Origin of the sequence: Shewanella putrefaciens, from assembly GCF_016406325.1 — a bacterium.
Taxonomy (GTDB): Bacteria; Pseudomonadota; Gammaproteobacteria; order Enterobacterales; family Shewanellaceae; genus Shewanella; species Shewanella putrefaciens.
This window is the reverse complement of the sequence record NZ_CP066370.1, coordinates 2260738-2276611: the sequence shown is the minus strand read 5'-3', so window position 1 is coordinate 2276611 and position 15874 is coordinate 2260738. Positions and strand designations below refer to the sequence as shown.

Annotated in this window: 12 protein-coding genes and 1 pseudogene; 5 read left to right on the top strand and 8 right to left on the bottom strand. The window is 44.2% G+C overall.

Features of this window, described 5'->3' with window-relative positions; translation table 11 throughout:
- Positions 1 to 31: 31 nt before the first annotated feature.
- The gene (locus JEZ96_RS10190; protein ID WP_025007700.1) at positions 32 to 1057 is read left to right on the top strand and encodes a GGDEF domain-containing protein; all 1026 of its coding nucleotides are present in this window, start codon (positions 32 to 34) and stop codon (positions 1055 to 1057) included.
- 68 nt (positions 1058 to 1125) lie between these two features.
- Here the strand turns inward: JEZ96_RS10190 and JEZ96_RS10185 are convergent, their stop codons facing one another.
- The 8 genes from JEZ96_RS10185 to hyaA form a co-directional block, all read right to left on the bottom strand.
- Positions 1126 to 2088: a universal stress protein gene (locus JEZ96_RS10185; RefSeq protein WP_061783338.1), complete on the bottom strand. Its 963-nt coding sequence runs from the start codon at positions 2086 to 2088 to the stop codon at positions 1126 to 1128.
- Positions 2089 to 2118: 30 nt separating this feature from the next.
- Positions 2119 to 3711, bottom strand: coding sequence for a cation:proton antiporter (locus JEZ96_RS10180; protein ID WP_233058872.1), 1593 nt, complete (start codon positions 3709 to 3711; stop codon positions 2119 to 2121).
- 255 nt (positions 3712 to 3966) lie between these two features.
- A complete protein-coding gene (gene hypF, locus JEZ96_RS10175; RefSeq protein ID WP_025007698.1) occupies positions 3967 to 6372 on the bottom strand; it encodes a carbamoyltransferase HypF in 2406 nt (801 codons plus the stop codon).
- A gap of 30 nt (positions 6373 to 6402) precedes the next feature.
- Positions 6403 to 8256: a hypothetical protein gene (locus JEZ96_RS10170; protein ID WP_014610524.1), complete on the bottom strand. Its 1854-nt coding sequence runs from the start codon at positions 8254 to 8256 to the stop codon at positions 6403 to 6405.
- Positions 8237 to 8800: a HyaD/HybD family hydrogenase maturation endopeptidase gene (locus JEZ96_RS10165; RefSeq protein WP_011789247.1), complete on the bottom strand. Its 564-nt coding sequence runs from the start codon at positions 8798 to 8800 to the stop codon at positions 8237 to 8239. Before JEZ96_RS10165 ends, JEZ96_RS10170 begins: the two co-directional genes overlap by 20 nt.
- A 7-nt stretch (positions 8801 to 8807) precedes the next feature.
- Positions 8808 to 9482, bottom strand: coding sequence for a Ni/Fe-hydrogenase, b-type cytochrome subunit (gene cybH / locus JEZ96_RS10160; protein ID WP_011789248.1), 675 nt, complete (start codon positions 9480 to 9482; stop codon positions 8808 to 8810).
- Positions 9483 to 9501: 19 nt separating this feature from the next.
- Positions 9502 to 11205, bottom strand: coding sequence for a nickel-dependent hydrogenase large subunit (gene hyaB / locus JEZ96_RS10155; RefSeq protein ID WP_011789249.1), 1704 nt, complete (start codon positions 11203 to 11205; stop codon positions 9502 to 9504).
- A gap of 3 nt (positions 11206 to 11208) precedes the next feature.
- Positions 11209 to 12345 carry a nickel-dependent hydrogenase small subunit gene (gene hyaA, locus JEZ96_RS10150; RefSeq protein WP_011789250.1) on the bottom strand — a complete coding sequence of 379 codons (1137 nt, stop codon included), beginning with the start codon at positions 12343 to 12345 and terminating at the stop codon, positions 11209 to 11211.
- Between the two features lie 364 nt (positions 12346 to 12709).
- Here hyaA and JEZ96_RS10145 point away from each other — a divergent pair, with 364 nt between their 5' ends.
- The 4 genes and pseudogenes from JEZ96_RS10145 to JEZ96_RS10130 all read left to right on the top strand — a co-directional run bounded on the left by JEZ96_RS10145 (position 12710) and on the right by JEZ96_RS10130 (position 15864).
- Positions 12710 to 13177: a TlpA family protein disulfide reductase gene (locus JEZ96_RS10145; protein ID WP_011789251.1), complete on the top strand. Its 468-nt coding sequence runs from the start codon at positions 12710 to 12712 to the stop codon at positions 13175 to 13177.
- A gap of 3 nt (positions 13178 to 13180) precedes the next feature.
- Positions 13181 to 13399, top strand: a complete 219-nt coding sequence (locus JEZ96_RS10140) for a DUF4266 domain-containing protein (RefSeq protein WP_011789252.1) — start codon at positions 13181 to 13183, stop codon at positions 13397 to 13399.
- Between the two features lie 78 nt (positions 13400 to 13477).
- The gene (locus JEZ96_RS10135; RefSeq protein ID WP_025007697.1) at positions 13478 to 14797 is read left to right on the top strand and encodes a DUF3570 domain-containing protein; all 1320 of its coding nucleotides are present in this window, start codon (positions 13478 to 13480) and stop codon (positions 14795 to 14797) included.
- Between the two features lie 238 nt (positions 14798 to 15035).
- Positions 15036 to 15864: pseudogene (locus JEZ96_RS10130) on the top strand (FAD:protein FMN transferase).
- Positions 15865 to 15874: the final 10 nt, after the last annotated feature.

Here is a 15874-nt window from a genome sequence, read left to right as displayed (position 1 = left end):
AAAAATTAACAATAATATGGTTTCAATATTTATGTTTTCTGTTGAAAATAAAGAACTTGATTCCGCGGCGCAAATTTTGCGGCTAGCCGTGCCACAAATGTCGGCCCTTGATATCCCCGTTACCCCGGAAAACTATACGGTTTGGTATGAATATTTTGCGGGGACTAATCTTGACTTAAACCGTGCGATTGATGGTTTTATCGCAAACGGTGTTGTGTTTACAAAAGAGGTTAATACAAGCTTATATAAAAATTTTATCCAAGAACAATCCCCCGAGGTGATTGAGAATGTGCAAATAGAGACTCAGATTTTAATCAATTCATTACTGTGCAAAATTGTACAATTGAACCAAGGGACCGCGGATTTTTCGGGCACTTTAGCGGAATTTGGCATCAAGCTTCAATCCAATTCTGACATTAATACCTTAAATCAACTTGTTGATGGTGTGATGGATGAAATGCAAAGTTTACTGATCAACAACCAAAACATGGAACAAAGCCTAAATGCCATGGGGCAAGAGGTACAACATCTTAAGTCGGAAATGGAAAATTTAAGTCTGGCGGCCATGACGGATCAATTAACCTCTTTATATAATCGCCGCGCCTATGAAATTGCCATTCAAGACCATATTCACCGCGCCCAAGAACAGCATTCCCGTTGTAGCTTACTGATTGTTGATATAGATAGGTTTAAACAATTTAATGATACCTATGGTCATCAAATTGGCGATAAAGTATTAGCTTATGTCGCACTCGCCTTAAAGCAATGTGTTCGAGGTGATGACTTTGTTGCTCGCTATGGTGGCGAAGAGTTTGTAGTGCTTTTGCCAAATACCCATTTTCACGATGCTTTACAAGTTGCGGAAACCTTAAGAGAACGTATTTCAGAGCGGCACTTAACCATAGGTAAAGATAAAAAATTATCCCTCGGCGCAATTACAGTATCGATCGGTCTTGCCTCATTACAAGAGGGTGATGATGCCGAAACGCTCTTTAGCCGAGCGGATAAAGCCTTATATGAAGCTAAATCCGATGGGCGTAACTGTGTTAGGGGATAGAGATACCCAAACCTGCTCACAATACACAACGCCACATCTTCAGATTGTTTGAGTATCCAGTTCGCGAACTATTTTACTGGGGAAATAAATCCCTTAGGTTTAATCGCTAGTACTGAACAATTCAGTTGGGTAAGGATCGCTTCTGCCGTATTTCCGATGATAAGCCCTGGAATACCTGTACGGGCAACGGTGCCCATAACGACAATATCGACCTGTAGCTTTTTGGCTAATTGGGGAAGTTCTTGAGCGGCAGCGCCTTGTACCAAATGGGACTGGGGGGAAAGATAATCGTAGGATTGCTTACCCAGTTTATTTTTTAAATTATCAAAGAGCGTTGCCATTTTACTGCGTTTTTGAAGATATTCGTCTTCTAATAACTGGCGCTCTAATTTTTCGGGTTGCTCTGCCCATAAACCAATAAATCCAGCTTCAGGCGTATCGTATGCATTTACTATATGTAGTGATGCAAAATCAGACAGTGCGAGTGCACTGGCTATATTTACTATCTCTTGATTTAAATCACTATTTTCTTCTTCGGTAATATCAGTATTGAAATCCACCGCGGCCATAATTTGGCGGTAATTGGGATTTTCATTGGGTTGCATTAACCAAATTGGACAGGGACATTTGCGCAGTAGGTGCATATCGTTACTGCCAAAAAGGCGATCGAGCCAGCTATTTGATTCAGTTTCTTTGATGACTAAATCAATATTTTCCATCTGCACTGTGTGAATGATATCGATGTAACTTTTACCCATTTTTAGTTCAGCTTTCGCGGTGCAGTGGGGCGTAAAAAACGCCAGTAATTCTCGCAATTTAGCTTCTTCATGGTTCTGTATTTTTTGTGCTATGTCTTCATCATTAATGCCTAGTTGTTTGGTATAAGCACTCAATGAAGGCTTAGGGATAATACGTAATAGTGTTAATTCAGCCTGATTATTGTTGGTAAGTGATATGACTCTGGCTAATGATTGGGGATTTTCATCTCCATGAGGATGCAGTACATATAAGATGTTTTTGAATTGATTCATGGAATATCTCCTTATTTATAGTGGGTAGATTTATACATCCACACCATCAAGTAACAACTCTATTGCCCTATCTGCAGCATCTTGAAAGGGTTCTAATACGAGGTCGATACCCAGCATTGTTAATTCTTCCGTTTCTTTTTTACTCTGAGAAACCGTGGCTAATTTACCGCTAAAACCGCTTGTGCGAGTGAGTTGTATAATGGTTTTTCTTGTATCTTCTAAGGTCAGGCCCGTATGGTGCTGTGGCATAGTAGATACAATCCAATGGGCGTGTCTAAGAGGAAGTTCGGCGATAAACTCGGCGTCTGTCACATCGCCGTATTCTGTATCAATACCGAGTAAGCGACACTTTTTTATGGCTGATGGATTGAAGTCTAAACCGAGTACTTTCACGCCTTTTTCTTTTAGACGCGCAGCAATTGCCGTCCCTAAACGTCCTAATCCAAAGATGACCACTTGATAATGATCTTGGGTTGAATGTTTAGAAGGTTGTTCACGTGGAGTGCCTGTTCGTTCAAATATTCCCAATATCGGTTCGCATATTGCGTAAAGTTTATGGGAGTAGGTGATCATATAGGTTGATGCCGTGATAGTGACAATGCCGACTAAGGTCACTAACCCCAAAATGTCTTGTTGAATATGGCCTAGGCTTATCCCCATCGCAATAAAAATGAGCGAGAATTCACTGATTTGTGCAACGGTTAGGCCAGCTAAAAAACTGGTTCTTTTTTTGTAGCCCATTAATCCCATGATAATCAACACAATCAGAGGGTTGCCTATTAACACGAAGACCGAAAATAGGATGGCTGCGTAGATATGTGATCCAAGTTGAGACAAATCTAAGGTCGCACCAAGGGCGATAAAAAAGAATAACAATAGAAAATCGCGCAGGGGGCCAAGTCTGGCGGCAATACTTTCGCGGTAAGGGGTTGAAGCAAGCGCAATCCCTGCGAGTAAGCCTCCCACTTCCATCCCTAAACCTAATAAATCACAGACGGCGGCAAATAGCGTCGCTTGTGCTATTGAGTATATCAGCAGTAATTCCGGTACTTTTGCCAATTGCTCTGTGAGAGGGGTGGCTAAATATCGAACAAAAACAATGACAAATAGCACTAATCCGATGCCTGATGCTGTCACTTGCAGTATCGATGTATTTTGAGTTCCGCTATGCCCCGCATCAGAACCTATGCCGATGGCAGCTAAGACTATCATGGCGACCACGACGACAAGATCTTGAACGATCAAGAAACCTAATGCTATTTGTCCATGCAGAGAGTCAATTTCTCGTTTATCGGACAAAAGCTTGACGATGATAATGGTCGATGAAAAGGTCAGGGCGACGGCAATATAACTACTGGTGATATGATCTAACCCAAGAGCTAATCCGATAAAATAGCCAACAATGGAGGTAAAAATTACCTGTCCAAGCCCCGTGAGTATTGAAACCCCACCAATAGATTTGATGAGTTTTACATCCAGCTTGATACCCACGAGGAAAAGTAAAACAGCAATGCCTAATTCTGAAAGTAAATTAATTTGCTCTTTTGAATGCACTATATCTAAAACGGAAGGACCAGAGAGTAGACCGACAACAATAAAACTGACTATAAGAGGCTGACGCAAAATATACCAATAAAGCCGATAATAGCGGCCATAACCAGCAGTGCGGCAATTTCAGTAAATGAGGATTGCGTAATGATGTCAATCAAGGTTCCACCCTCAGCTAAGCACCGTATTTACGTATAAGGATAGAACAAAAAGGCTAATGTATGTCCAGCGTTTTTACTAAAAACTGTCAATAGTATAAGGACATAGAGCATACTTACATTTTAACAAAGCCTCTTCTATCGCACGCCTGGTGCATCAAATAACGCATTTTCAATCGGTTTGATGAATCCCATACCACAGTTGGCCAAGGGCTATCCCTCCATCATTGATGGGGATGTGTTGACTAGATAATACCTGATTACCTTGGACACTGAGTTGACTCAGGCAGTATTCCAACAGGTATTTATTTTGAAAAACACCACCACAAAGTACGGTTGGAAGATGTTTGTATTTAGCGGCATAAACACAGATTGCTTCACCTAGGGTATGTAAAAAGGCGCGGGCTATCGTGTCGCGTCTGTGAGCGGTTAAGGGGTGCGCTGTGATTAACTGAATAATTTGTTTGAACATGGCACTGCTGTTCCATTGTCCCTCGCTGAAGGGAAGAACGAGGATTAACGGATCGAGTGCCAGCATATCGGCACGATTTGCTGCAGCTTCAATAGCCATCCCTGCTTGGCCTTCGAATAGCGTGGTTTCAATAAGCCCTAATGCACAGGCGAGGGCATCAAACAGACGTCCAACGGATGAGCTTTCTATTGCGCTGCCGTTTTGCCAGATTTTATGTAAATTCGTCAGTGTGTTTGGACTAAGGCATCTTAGTATAGGTAATGGCAGAGCCAGTACCTCGCTTAGACTCATTTGTTCAAATAGGAGTGCTAATAAGAGTCTTACTGGCTGTTTAATCGCTTGCTCGCCACCCAGTAAGGCGATGGGCTCAAAGTGAGCCAACCGTTCTGCTTTATCGAGCGTGGTTAATAGCACTTCGCCGCCCCATAAACGGCCATCTTCCCCAAGTCCTGTCCCATCGAAGCTAAAGCCGAGAACAGGATCGCAATATTGATTAATTGCCATCACACTCAATACATGGGCATGGTGATGCTGCACCGAGAAACATTTGCGTTGTTGGCTTGTATCTATGGCGTTATTAGCATCTAAGACACTATTAGCCTGCGCCCAACGAGAAGGCGCGTAGTCTGGATGTTTATCACAAATAATCCATTTAGGTTCAAAGTGATATAGGCGAGAGAAGGTGGTTAATGTACGTTCAAAATACTGCTCAGCACTGACACTAAAGAGATCGCCAATATGTGGGCTTAAAAAAACATTCGAGCCAAAACCGAAGGCAATCGCATTTTTTTGTTGTGCACCAACGGCAAGAATCGATTGAGTCAAAGGTGTTGTTAGGGAAAAACTGGCTGGAGCAAATCCCCGAGCGAGGCGCAGTACTTGTACACTTGGCGGTATAAGATAAGGGGCCGTGTCATGTGTTCGAGGTTGGATGACTTGTACAACACTGTCATCGCAGCCGTTAATAATAGGGCGATTATGATCGACTATGGCATCTACAACATGACTCAGGTGACTCACTAACTCATCACAGTGGGTGATGATAGGTTCACCCGATACATTGGCACTTGTGGCGACCAAGGGGCCATTGAAGAGAGCTAACAGCAAATGATGCAGTGGGGTATAAGGTAAGAATACCCCGAGTTTGTCCAGATTAGGGGCGACTTCAATGCTAAGATCGTTTGCGGGTACGCTATTCATCAGTACGATGGGGCGTTCCTGTGAACTGAGCACTTGCCATTCAGCATCTGTCCCGGTGACATATCGCTGCGCCATCGCAATATTGGCCACCATGACAGCTAAGGGCTTTGCTTGACGCTGTTTACGTTGGCGAAGCGCTGTGACAGCCCCAGTATGGCGTGCATCGCATACTAAATGAAATCCACCTAATCCTTTAATCGCCAGAATTTGCCCTTGGGCTAATCTATTGGCCGCCAGTTGTAACACAGTCTGCTGTGTGACGTTAACTGGCGTAATATCTTCTCCCTGTGGTGTTTTTAAATAGAGTTGAGGACCACAGTTAGGGCAGCTTACGGGTTGGGCATGATAACGGCGATCGAGCGGATCGTAGTACGATTTTGCACAATCTGGACACATGACAAAATCAGCCATAGCCGTATTGTGTCTATCATAGGGTAACGCATTGATAATAGTATATCTTGGGCCACAATTAGTGCAGTTGGTAAAGGCATAACCGAAGTGGCGATCCTTGGGGTTATGCATATCGTTTAGGCAATCTTGACAGGTACTTTTGTCGGCAGATACAGCGACAGCACTGCCTGATCCCTCAATATCTTCATCACAACTTTCGATGATGGCAAATAGGGTTTCGCCTTCAATAACGGGTAGTAATGTTTGAGTTATCTGATCGATTCGTGCCAGTGGTGGTGGATTGGATTTGAGTGCGGTGATAAAAAGTTCGAGACCAGTCTCATTACCCTGCAACTCAATGGTTACACCTTGGGCATTATTGAGTACAGTGCCCGTTAGTTGGTTATCAAGGGCGTAACGATATACAAAGGGGCGAAACCCCACCCCTTGTACTATGCCTGTAATATGCAATTTATATCGCTTGAGCGCTTGGTTCTCTAGGACAACATGTTCCAATACGTATTCTCTTGGCTTTTTTGTTAAACGTTACTCATTCAGTTTACGCTGCTTAGCGTAGAGCGCGCCGACGGCTAAATTATCTCCGTCTAAATCAAGACTGCGATTAATCACAAGAGGAAAGTTCTTTCCTATGCGTAAACTTATCCGTTTGCAGAGGGTTTCATTGGTTAACTCATCTCCAGCGAGAGCAATCTGTTGTAATCCGATATTCAGATCGATATGTTCTAACCAGTTTGCGAAATAGTCAGCAAGGGAATCCTGCATCGCAAAGGCGAGTTGGCTGGGATCGCCATTGCCTGCAATACGAAAACTCAGCACAGTGCCTAAGGTTTTGCACCAATTAAGGCTGCGATGTGCTTCACCTTTAGTCAAGGGGTAATCGATACGCGGCGCATTGGCACCTTGGTAACGCATGGCCGCCGCCATTAGGGCATCACTCAAGGTTTCTGGACGTTGAGTTTCTTCACTGTGGTTAAGTCCCATTAAGATAGCGGCAATTGCCCACAGGCTCTGTAAGTTATCACGTCTTCCTGACAGTTTTAGGCTCAGTAATTTTAAATAGTCATCCGGAAACAAGCTTTTAAATTTTTGTGCTACGGCTTTTTGTGGGCTGCTATCCAATTGATGGAAGATTTCATAGCCGTTATCGGGTAACTCAGGTAATGCGAAGAAGAGTTCAGTATCACCCTTTTTATCGCAGGTAACGATTTGGCTGGGCCTAGTGTGGCTAAGGTAGATGATAGCGGCATTTTTTGCCTGTTTATGGCTGGCTAACTTGCCGTTTAGCAATGCGCTGAATAGCGCACAATCGGTGAAAGTATGATCTTCTGAATGGGTGTTCTCAATAGCTGAGTGTTCGTTTGATTGTGGGTCGTATAACGCCGTGACAGTCAATTCTCCTTGGTGCGAACGCGAGCGCTTAATGGCTTGCCATTGTGCTTGATAGCCCTCAAAGCTGATTTTTTCGCGTAGCGGTTCAGGTGCGATAAATTGTTTAACAGCCACAATGTGTTGGCTTGATAGCTGAGCCCAAGCGCCATCGACCCACGCAAGCTTTGGTCTTTGGTGATCGCCTTGAATATAGACCCAATCTACGCCTTTTTGCCTGAGCACTTCAGCCAGCACTAAGATAACGCGACTATAAGCAAAACATATATCGTAAAGTGGGGCGGTAAGTTTACTGTGCTCTTGGGTGGGTCTGGCACAGATCAGCGGTTTTTCTATACTGGAAAGCGCTAATACTTGATGATCTTTGAGGCAAAAATGGGCATTGAGTGTATTGGGATTGCAGATCAATAATTGGGGACGTTCGCCTAAGGCATCACTGGTAAAAGGCGTCAAGCTAAGGCTGATACTGTCTGGTGCATTAAGTGTTAATGTGCCTTGTGTCAGTAAATGCTGTGCCATAGCTTTTATGTCTGACAAGGTTAAAGCTTTTTGTTCGGTGGTTAACAGGTTTTCGCCTTTGCAACAAGGGCAAGCCAGATCAATGATGCCAAATTGAGCTGACTGATTATCACCGAGCAGTGGGTAGCATTGCTGACAAAAAGGTGCGATCGCTCGGGTAGTATTGGTTGACGAAGGTGTGGCATATAAACAAGGAAGGAGTGTTTTGTGACCGGTGGATTCATTGATGACCTTGATGCCTGAGTCAATGAGCCAAGCAGAAATTAAAAAATCCGCGGCGATTGCATCGGCAAGTTGTTCCAGTTGTGTTTGCTCACCTTGGGCTTCAATGAAATAGGTTTGTGAACCAAAGTGGTTTTGATTGTCACAGCCAATAGTAATGTTCAGTGCATCATAATTTAGATATTGATTACATAAATGCGCGTACAAAGGCACCTGACGTGAGCAGGTAAAATCAAATCTGATGTTTTTCATCTATAAGGACACCACGTTTATAAGAGTCTGGGATCAGCGAATCAATGCTATGTTCAGCGATGCGCGTCACAGTAAAGCCAAGGGAGGCTAAGTGGGTTAACAAGGTTTTTTCCATTAAAGGCACGGCTGCTGCGACCTTAGGAGTTAGCCCTAGGATCATAGGTTCAAGCACTGTAGGTGTGACACCTAGCACAAAGGTTTTAGGCCGATCGCCCACCATTTCCATCATATTGAGGGTTTGCAGCATTTCCACTTCATGTGCGCTGCCTTGCCAATCAATTTCCTTGGGTGCTTTGTCAAAATCGAAGAAATAGACTTCGCCAGTATCGACACCGTTGGCATTAACGGTATCAACCACAATTAAATAATCATATTGGCAGATAATAGGAATGAGTCCCTGAGCCAGCGTACCGCCGTCGAGCAGTTCTAGCTGGTGGGACTCATGGGTAAACTGATAATTATCAGCAATGTAATTGACAAAATGTACGCCGATGCCTTCATCGGCGTACAGGACATTGCCAATACCAAGTAGCAATATCTTCATTGGACTCCTAGTGATGTGAGTCTGGCTTATGGTAGTCATAGCCAGAGACAATTGAGTCAACAGAGTTATGTTTGAAGCGTATCCCTGACCAAACCGCCATATAGACGTGGATAACCACAAAGATAACAAATGCCCAAGTGAGGTAGTGGTGCCAAATCCTGACCTGTGCGAGTCCACCCATTTGTGCTGTAATCCAGGCTGCGCTTCCCCAAAGCATGCCACCTAAACCTTCGTGGTATACATTGGCATATAAAACGAGGCCTGTAATACAAATCACCAGTGCAACTAAGGATATTGCTACATAAGTCACAAATTGCAGTGGTCCATAGACTCCCGCTTTATGCAAATGTCCCATCCAAATATAGGATTTCAGTTGGGTTATCCAACTTTGGATACTCATTACATCCCGGAATGAACGTCGCTCAATATCGCTTCGGCTGAAAAAATACAGGTAGAAGCGAACTAAAGTAATTGCGGTCAGTAAAAAACCACAAACCAAGTGAGCAAAACGGATCCAACCTTGAACGAGTACATCGCTACTTTCTGGTGCCACAAGAAACGGCCAAGCAATATAGAATCCTGTGATCACCAGCACCAATATTGACAGTGCCCTGAGCCAGTGAAAAATTCGTATTGCAGGACTAAATACTAGTGTACGAATGCGGGTTGCAGAATGGTTCATTATGCGCTCCCTCCCTCGATTATTGTCCATTGGGGCTGACACGGAACTCGCTCAATGCCTGACCTTTAAAATCCATTACGTGTACAGAACACGCCATGCAAGGGTCAAATGAGTGAATAATACGTATCACCTCAAGGGGTTTAGTTGGATCTTCCAGTTTTAAGCCAATGAGCGAAGCTTCATAGGGACCCATTTTACCGTTGGCATCGACAGGACCTGCGTTCCACGTGGTTGGTACGACAGCTTGATAGTTTTCAACAACCCCATTTTTGATGCGGATCCAGTGACTTAACATTCCGCGCGGTGCCTCAATCATGGCATGACCTACATATTCTTTGTTGGGGTCAATATTGGGCTTAACGAAGGTTGTTTCATCGGATTGGATGTTGACAAGCAAAGCCTCGAAGGTTTTTAACCCTTCTTGAGCCACAATCACGGTTTGTAACATACGGGCAGCAGTGCGGCCTAATGTGGTAAATAAGGCTTCAACGGGTAAACCTGTGCGAGCTAATAAACCATTAACGGCATCCACTACGACTTTATTACCACGAGCATAACTCACCAGTAGACAAGACAGTGGACCTACTTCTACAGGTTCGCCTTGATAACGGGGTGATTTTACCCAAGAGTATTTTCCATCACCATCCAGTGTTGGCAGCTTGCCATACACAGTGTCGCGTTCGATAAAACCCGTATAGTTAGGAATCGTCGTACCGTCATAGGGATGTTGCGGCGCATCGGCGGTATACCAAGCGTGGCTTACATCTTCGGCGATAAGATCTGGGTTGATATCACTAACGCCAGCAAGATCGCCATTCATGATCACACCTTGATCAAACATGAATTCGCCATTAGCTAAGACAAAGTCATTAGTCGCCATGAAATTTTTCACATTCACGCCGCCAAGAACGCTTGGCTCTGTCCCAAAGGCTTCTGCAGCCATCACGATATCGGCTTGATAGGCACGTAGGATAAAGTCAGTTACGATGGCGTGTTTTTGTTTCCATTCCTGCAAACGCGCAGGGCTTAACATATCGCGAACCGAGGTGACACCGCCGACAACCAGTGATTGTGGGTGAGGTGATTTACCGCCAAATATTGCTAGCATTTCTGCGGCAACACGCTGCACTTCAAGTGCTTTTAGGTAGTGAGATAAGGCAATAAGGTTTTGTTCAGGGGTAAATTTATAGGTGCCATTGCCCCAATAAGCGTTAGCGAATGGGCCAAGTTTGCCTGTTTCGACAAAACCTTTCACTCTTTCTTGCACCGCCCGCAGATCGCCTTCACCTGCTGCAATCGGATTATCTGCATACTTCAAGGCAACCTGTGCTGCTTTCGCAGGATCGGCGCTCAATGCAGAAACAATATCCACCCAATCTAAACCATGTAAATGGTAGAAGTGCACTATATGATCGTGCATATAGAGCGAGGTTTGCATCAAGGAGCGTAAGTATTTTGCGTTCAGTGGAATTTGGAGCCCCAGTGCATTTTCAACGGCTTCTGTACCACAACGGTAATGGGAATAAGTACACACACCACAAATCCGCTGAACGATAAGGCCAACATCCATAGGTGTACGGCCCTTGAGGATGACTTCAATACCACGCCAAAGGGTAGAGGATGACCAAGCCTTGTTGATGACATTATTCTCATCAACTTCAACTTCGATACGTAAGTGACCCTCAATACGGGTAATAGGGTCGATAACAACGCGCTTGCTCATGGGTTATTCCTCCAGCGGTTTGGCAAAAATACTGGCAACAGCATGGGCTCCAATGCCCACCACAGTCGCGCCTAAAATTACCGCACCAATAGTATCTGCGGTCGCATCCAATCCATGGAGGAGTTGACGGCCAAGGGGTTTTTCAAAGTCAGCCATATCATCCCAGAAGTTAGGTTCTGAGCAGCCCATACAACCGTGTCCAGCGAGTACTGGCCAGCTAGTGTGATGGTTAAAGCGTTCGGTTGGGCAGTTGTTGTATGTGTAAGGACCTTTACAACCCACCTTATAAAGGCAATAACCTTCTTTCGCACCGTGATCGCCAAATTCTTCAACGAATTCACCTGCATCGAAACGGCCACGACGTTCGCAGTTATCATGTACTCGAGCACCATAAGCCCACTTTGGACGATTAAACATATCCAGTGCGGGTAATCTTCCAAACATAATGAAGTACATCAATGTACCCACAATATTTTTTTCACTCGGTGGACAACCGCCTAAATTAATAACAGGTTTACTCACGACCTCATGGACACCTTTGGCGCCAGTGGGGTTAGGATATGCGGCTTGAACGCCACCAAATGCGGCGCAAGTGCCGACCGAAATAATGGCTGCAGCACCTTCAGCAGCATGCTTGATAATCTCTAAACCTGTGTGGCCTTTACAACCCACAGTTAAGAAACTGCCATTATTGGCGGTAGGAATGGCACCCTCAACAGCCAGCAAGTAGCGACCCTTGTAGGCTTCTAGCGCATGTTCGAGATTTTCTTCTGCTTGCCAACCAGAGGCCGCCATTAAGGTCTCGTGGTATTCCAGCGAAATATGGTCGAAGATCAGTGAATCTAAGTTCGGTGTATCGGCACGAACAAGAGATTCAGAACAACCAGTACACTCGGCCATATGTAACCAAATTAAGGGAACTCGGTCAGCTAATTCGGCCGCTTCGGCTACTAAGTTACTAAACGGAAGTGGTAATGCGAGCATGCCCGTCACCATCGCACTCCATTTCATAAAATCACGGCGACTAATGCCATGTTGTTGCATTTTTTCGACAAGGGATTGCTGTTGACGGGGAGCGAGCTGGCGAAGTGCCTCTAAGCGCGCTTTTCCCTGTTCATATAGGGCTGCATGTGTGTCCATGGATCAACCTTTTTTGTTATTTGAATGTAAATTGTAAATGTTTTACATAATTGACGTTATCAGTTTAGGCTTTAGGTTTGTAAAGATTATTGATGTATATCAAGAATTTTTAAGAGATGTGACAGAACTGATTTTGACATTTGATTAACATGACGCAGATCTAATTTCAGTTTTTCTAATGGGACAAAATGTCTCAATCTAAGGGTTTTGATATAAATTGCTTGTTTTTTCATCGCGTTTGTTCGGGATGATTAATTAACCCTTTGACGGCTCCATCCTTGAATGGATTTATTATTTGATTGTTTAAGAAAACCTTAAGATAGGGTTAATAGATTCAAGCTTAATTGTTAGTAATGGATATGTTATGAAAAAATTATTGTCGCTATTGGTTTTAATGGCTGTGGGTGCCCAAGCCGCACCGTCTTTGGATCACACAGTATTTGATGCCCGAAATGAAACGACTTCGCTTGCTGAATTTAGGGGGCAGGTGGTGTATGTCGATTTTTGGGCATCTTGGTGTGTGCCTTGCCGTAAGTCATTTCCTTGGATGAACGAAATGCATCAAAAGTATCAAGCACAAGGTTTAGCCGTTGTGGCCATCAATCTTGATACCGATCCTTTGCTTGCTCAGGCTTTTCTTGCCGAAGTTCCCGCCCATTTTACTGTGCGCTTTAATCCTGAAGGCGATGTTGCACGTAGCTTTGATTTATTAGGTATGCCAAGCAGCTTTATCTTTAATCGTCAAGGTCAATTAGTGCAGAGCCACGTGGGGTTTTATACCAATAAGGCCGCAGATTACGAGCAAGAGCTCGTCAGCTTACTCAAGGAGTAATTTATGCTTAAACCTATATCTGTCGCTGTAACTCTTGTGATTGGTTTGAGTGGTTGTTCAAACTTAGGTGTCCAACCCTGGGAAAAGGGCCACTTAGCTCGGAGTGATATGGCGCTTGACAGTGAAAAACTCGATTTAGCGCTTGATGATCATATTTATTTTAGTAAAGAAGGTAGTAGCGGTGGCCGAGCCTTTGCAGGTGGTGGGTGTGGCTGTAATTAGTGCGTTATGTGACTAATGTTCTCTGCTATATCGCGGCGATCAACATTAAAATCAAGTAGCCTACAGGTGTTGTCAGTTATGACAAATAAACAAAATACCATTCCAAATAGACAAACAAAGCAGATTGCAGGCGCCTTAGCACTCGCCAGTTGTGGCCTGTTTACCACCAGTGCCCATGCCACTGAATTAGCTAAAAAAAACGATGAGTGGAAAATTGATGCCGCGCTAATGTATTACGGCGAGCAAGATAGAGTACAGGCGATTGAGGCGATTGGAACCGCACAAAAGGCCTTTGGTGATGAGAGTGTGTTGGATCTCAAATTGGTTGTTGATAGTTTAACAGGTGCATCAGCATCGGGAGCCGTCGCTCAAAACAGCAGTCAAACCTTTACTCGTCCCTCTGGTAATGGTCAGTATCATGTATCCGCGGGGGAAACGCCGTTAGATGACACCTTCCATGATACGCGTGTGCAAGCCAATGCGGCTTGGAGCGAAGTACTGGATCCGGATTGGAAGCTCAATGTTGGTGTCTATGGTTCTAAAGAGTTTGATTATATGTCTATCGGAACCAATGTTGGCATTGAGCGGGGCTTTAATAAGGATAATACGACGTTATTTTTAGGGACCGCCTACAGTTTTGATGTGGTCGATCCGGTCGGAGGGCGGCCTGTCGATTTATCTTCTATGGCGATTCGCGATAACTTCACGACGCAGGAGGCCTATCGCAGTGCATTTGATGCGACACGTCAAGGAGGTAGCGATAATAAACAAACGGCCGAGGTTATGTTCGGTGTTACCCAAGTACTCAATCAGCGTTGGTTATTACAAGCAAACTATGGTTTATCGAGTGTTAATGGCTACTTGACCGATCCCTATAAAGTACTCAGTGTGGTCGATAAGAATGGTATCACTCAGGATATATTGTATGAAAGTCGGCCTGACTCCCGCTTAAAACACAGTTTTTATGTGATGACAAAAGGGGCATTAGATTCTGGTGTGGTCGATTTTTCCTACCGCTACAATACCGATGATTGGGATCTCACCTCGCATACCCTAGAGACCCATTACCGTTATTATTTTAGCGGCAGTTTCTATGGTCAATTGCATTTACGTTACTACCAACAAAGTGCGGTCGATTTTTATCAGCCCTTTTTAATGGCTGATATTCCTTTACCTGAATTTGCCAGTGCCGATTACCGAATTGGGGAGATGACGGCGTACACCATTGGGATTAAATTTGGTCATAAACTATCGGGTGGACACGAAATGTCTTATCGATTGGAATACTATCAACAAGATCCTAAAAATAACGGTACAAGTATTCCTGGAGAGCTACAAAATTTCGATCTTTTCCCGACTCAAAAGGCGATTGCAGCACAGTTTAGTTATTCTTTTTAAGCGATTTGTTGAGTCAGTGGAATAAAAAGATGTTGGCGCTAATAAGTATGGGAAGCTTTGCAACCCATACTTATTCATTTATTCCCCGCCATGCTTAATATGATCTATGGTGCAATGCAATCGTGATGAGTGATTTAATCTTTATGAGAGATTTATAGTGCAGCCAACTTTTCCCCTTAAGAAAATACCATACACTTTGTCGCGTCGGGATTGGGGTTATATCGGTGAGTTTCGCGCCATGGCAAGCCCCAGTGAGCTGCTGATTGCCTGTGACCAGATCGATATTGCTGATCATATGCTCAGTATGGCGGTGGCAGAGGTTCAACGAATAGAGCAAAAGTATAGCCGTTTTATTGCACACAATATGCTCTGGAATGTGAATCATGCCCAAGGCCAAAAACAATCAATTGATGAAGAAACTTGGCAATTATTGCAATTTGCTCAGCAGTGTTTTCAGTTAAGTGAGGGATTATTTGATATTTCGGCAGGGCCTTTAATGGCACTTTGGCGATTCGAACCTAACACACCATTGCCTGCCCATATTGATATTCTGAGAATGAAAGCGTTTGTGGGATTTGAGCGTATAGACTTCACCTCACAATATTTAGTTATGCCAGCAGGAATGCAGTTAGATTTTGGAGGGGTTGCAAAAGAATACGCGGTCGACAGCGTCGCCTATCAGCTCGCGGAGTCTTATCCCACTATTGCAGTATTAGTCAATTTTGGGGGGGGATATTGCCTGCCCAATTGCAAAAGCGACACCGTGGCAAGTGGGCATTGAAGATCCACAACATCTTGATCATGCTGCTAAAGTACTTTCAATAAGGCATGGCGCACTCGCAACCAGTGGTGATACCCGCCGATTTATTGAAGTAGCAGGAAAGCGTTACGGACATATTATCGATCCGCGAACGGGATATCCTGTGGTGTGCGCGCCACGTTCAGTGACTGTGCTGGGACCTAATTGTGTTACGGCTGGAATGCTTGCAACAATGGCGATGTTGCAAGGCGCTGATGCTGAATATTTTTTATCACAACAATCTGTTAAATATAGTATTTTTAGATAGGATAAAGCGA

Bases quoted from the DNA above. Each gene is read 5' to 3' on its own strand.
- JEZ96_RS10135 (WP_025007697.1), top strand. From the start codon at position 13,478: ATGACAAATAAACAAAATACCATTCCAAATAGACAAACAAAGCAGATT.
- JEZ96_RS10185 (WP_061783338.1), bottom strand. From the start codon at position 2,088: ATGAATCAATTCAAAAACATCTTATATGTACTGCATCCTCATGGAGAT.
- JEZ96_RS10190 (WP_025007700.1), top strand. From the start codon at position 32: ATGTTTTCTGTTGAAAATAAAGAACTTGATTCCGCGGCGCAAATTTTG.
- hyaA (WP_011789250.1), bottom strand. From the start codon at position 12,345: ATGGACACACATGCAGCCCTATATGAACAGGGAAAAGCGCGCTTAGAG.
- JEZ96_RS10170 (WP_014610524.1), bottom strand. From the start codon at position 8,256: ATGAAAAACATCAGATTTGATTTTACCTGCTCACGTCAGGTGCCTTTG.
- JEZ96_RS10145 (WP_011789251.1), top strand. From the start codon at position 12,710: ATGAAAAAATTATTGTCGCTATTGGTTTTAATGGCTGTGGGTGCCCAA.
- hyaB (WP_011789249.1), bottom strand. From the start codon at position 11,205: ATGAGCAAGCGCGTTGTTATCGACCCTATTACCCGTATTGAGGGTCAC.
- JEZ96_RS10165 (WP_011789247.1), bottom strand. From the start codon at position 8,800: ATGAAGATATTGCTACTTGGTATTGGCAATGTCCTGTACGCCGATGAA.
- cybH (WP_011789248.1), bottom strand. From the start codon at position 9,482: ATGAACCATTCTGCAACCCGCATTCGTACACTAGTATTTAGTCCTGCA.
- JEZ96_RS10140 (WP_011789252.1), top strand. From the start codon at position 13,181: ATGCTTAAACCTATATCTGTCGCTGTAACTCTTGTGATTGGTTTGAGT.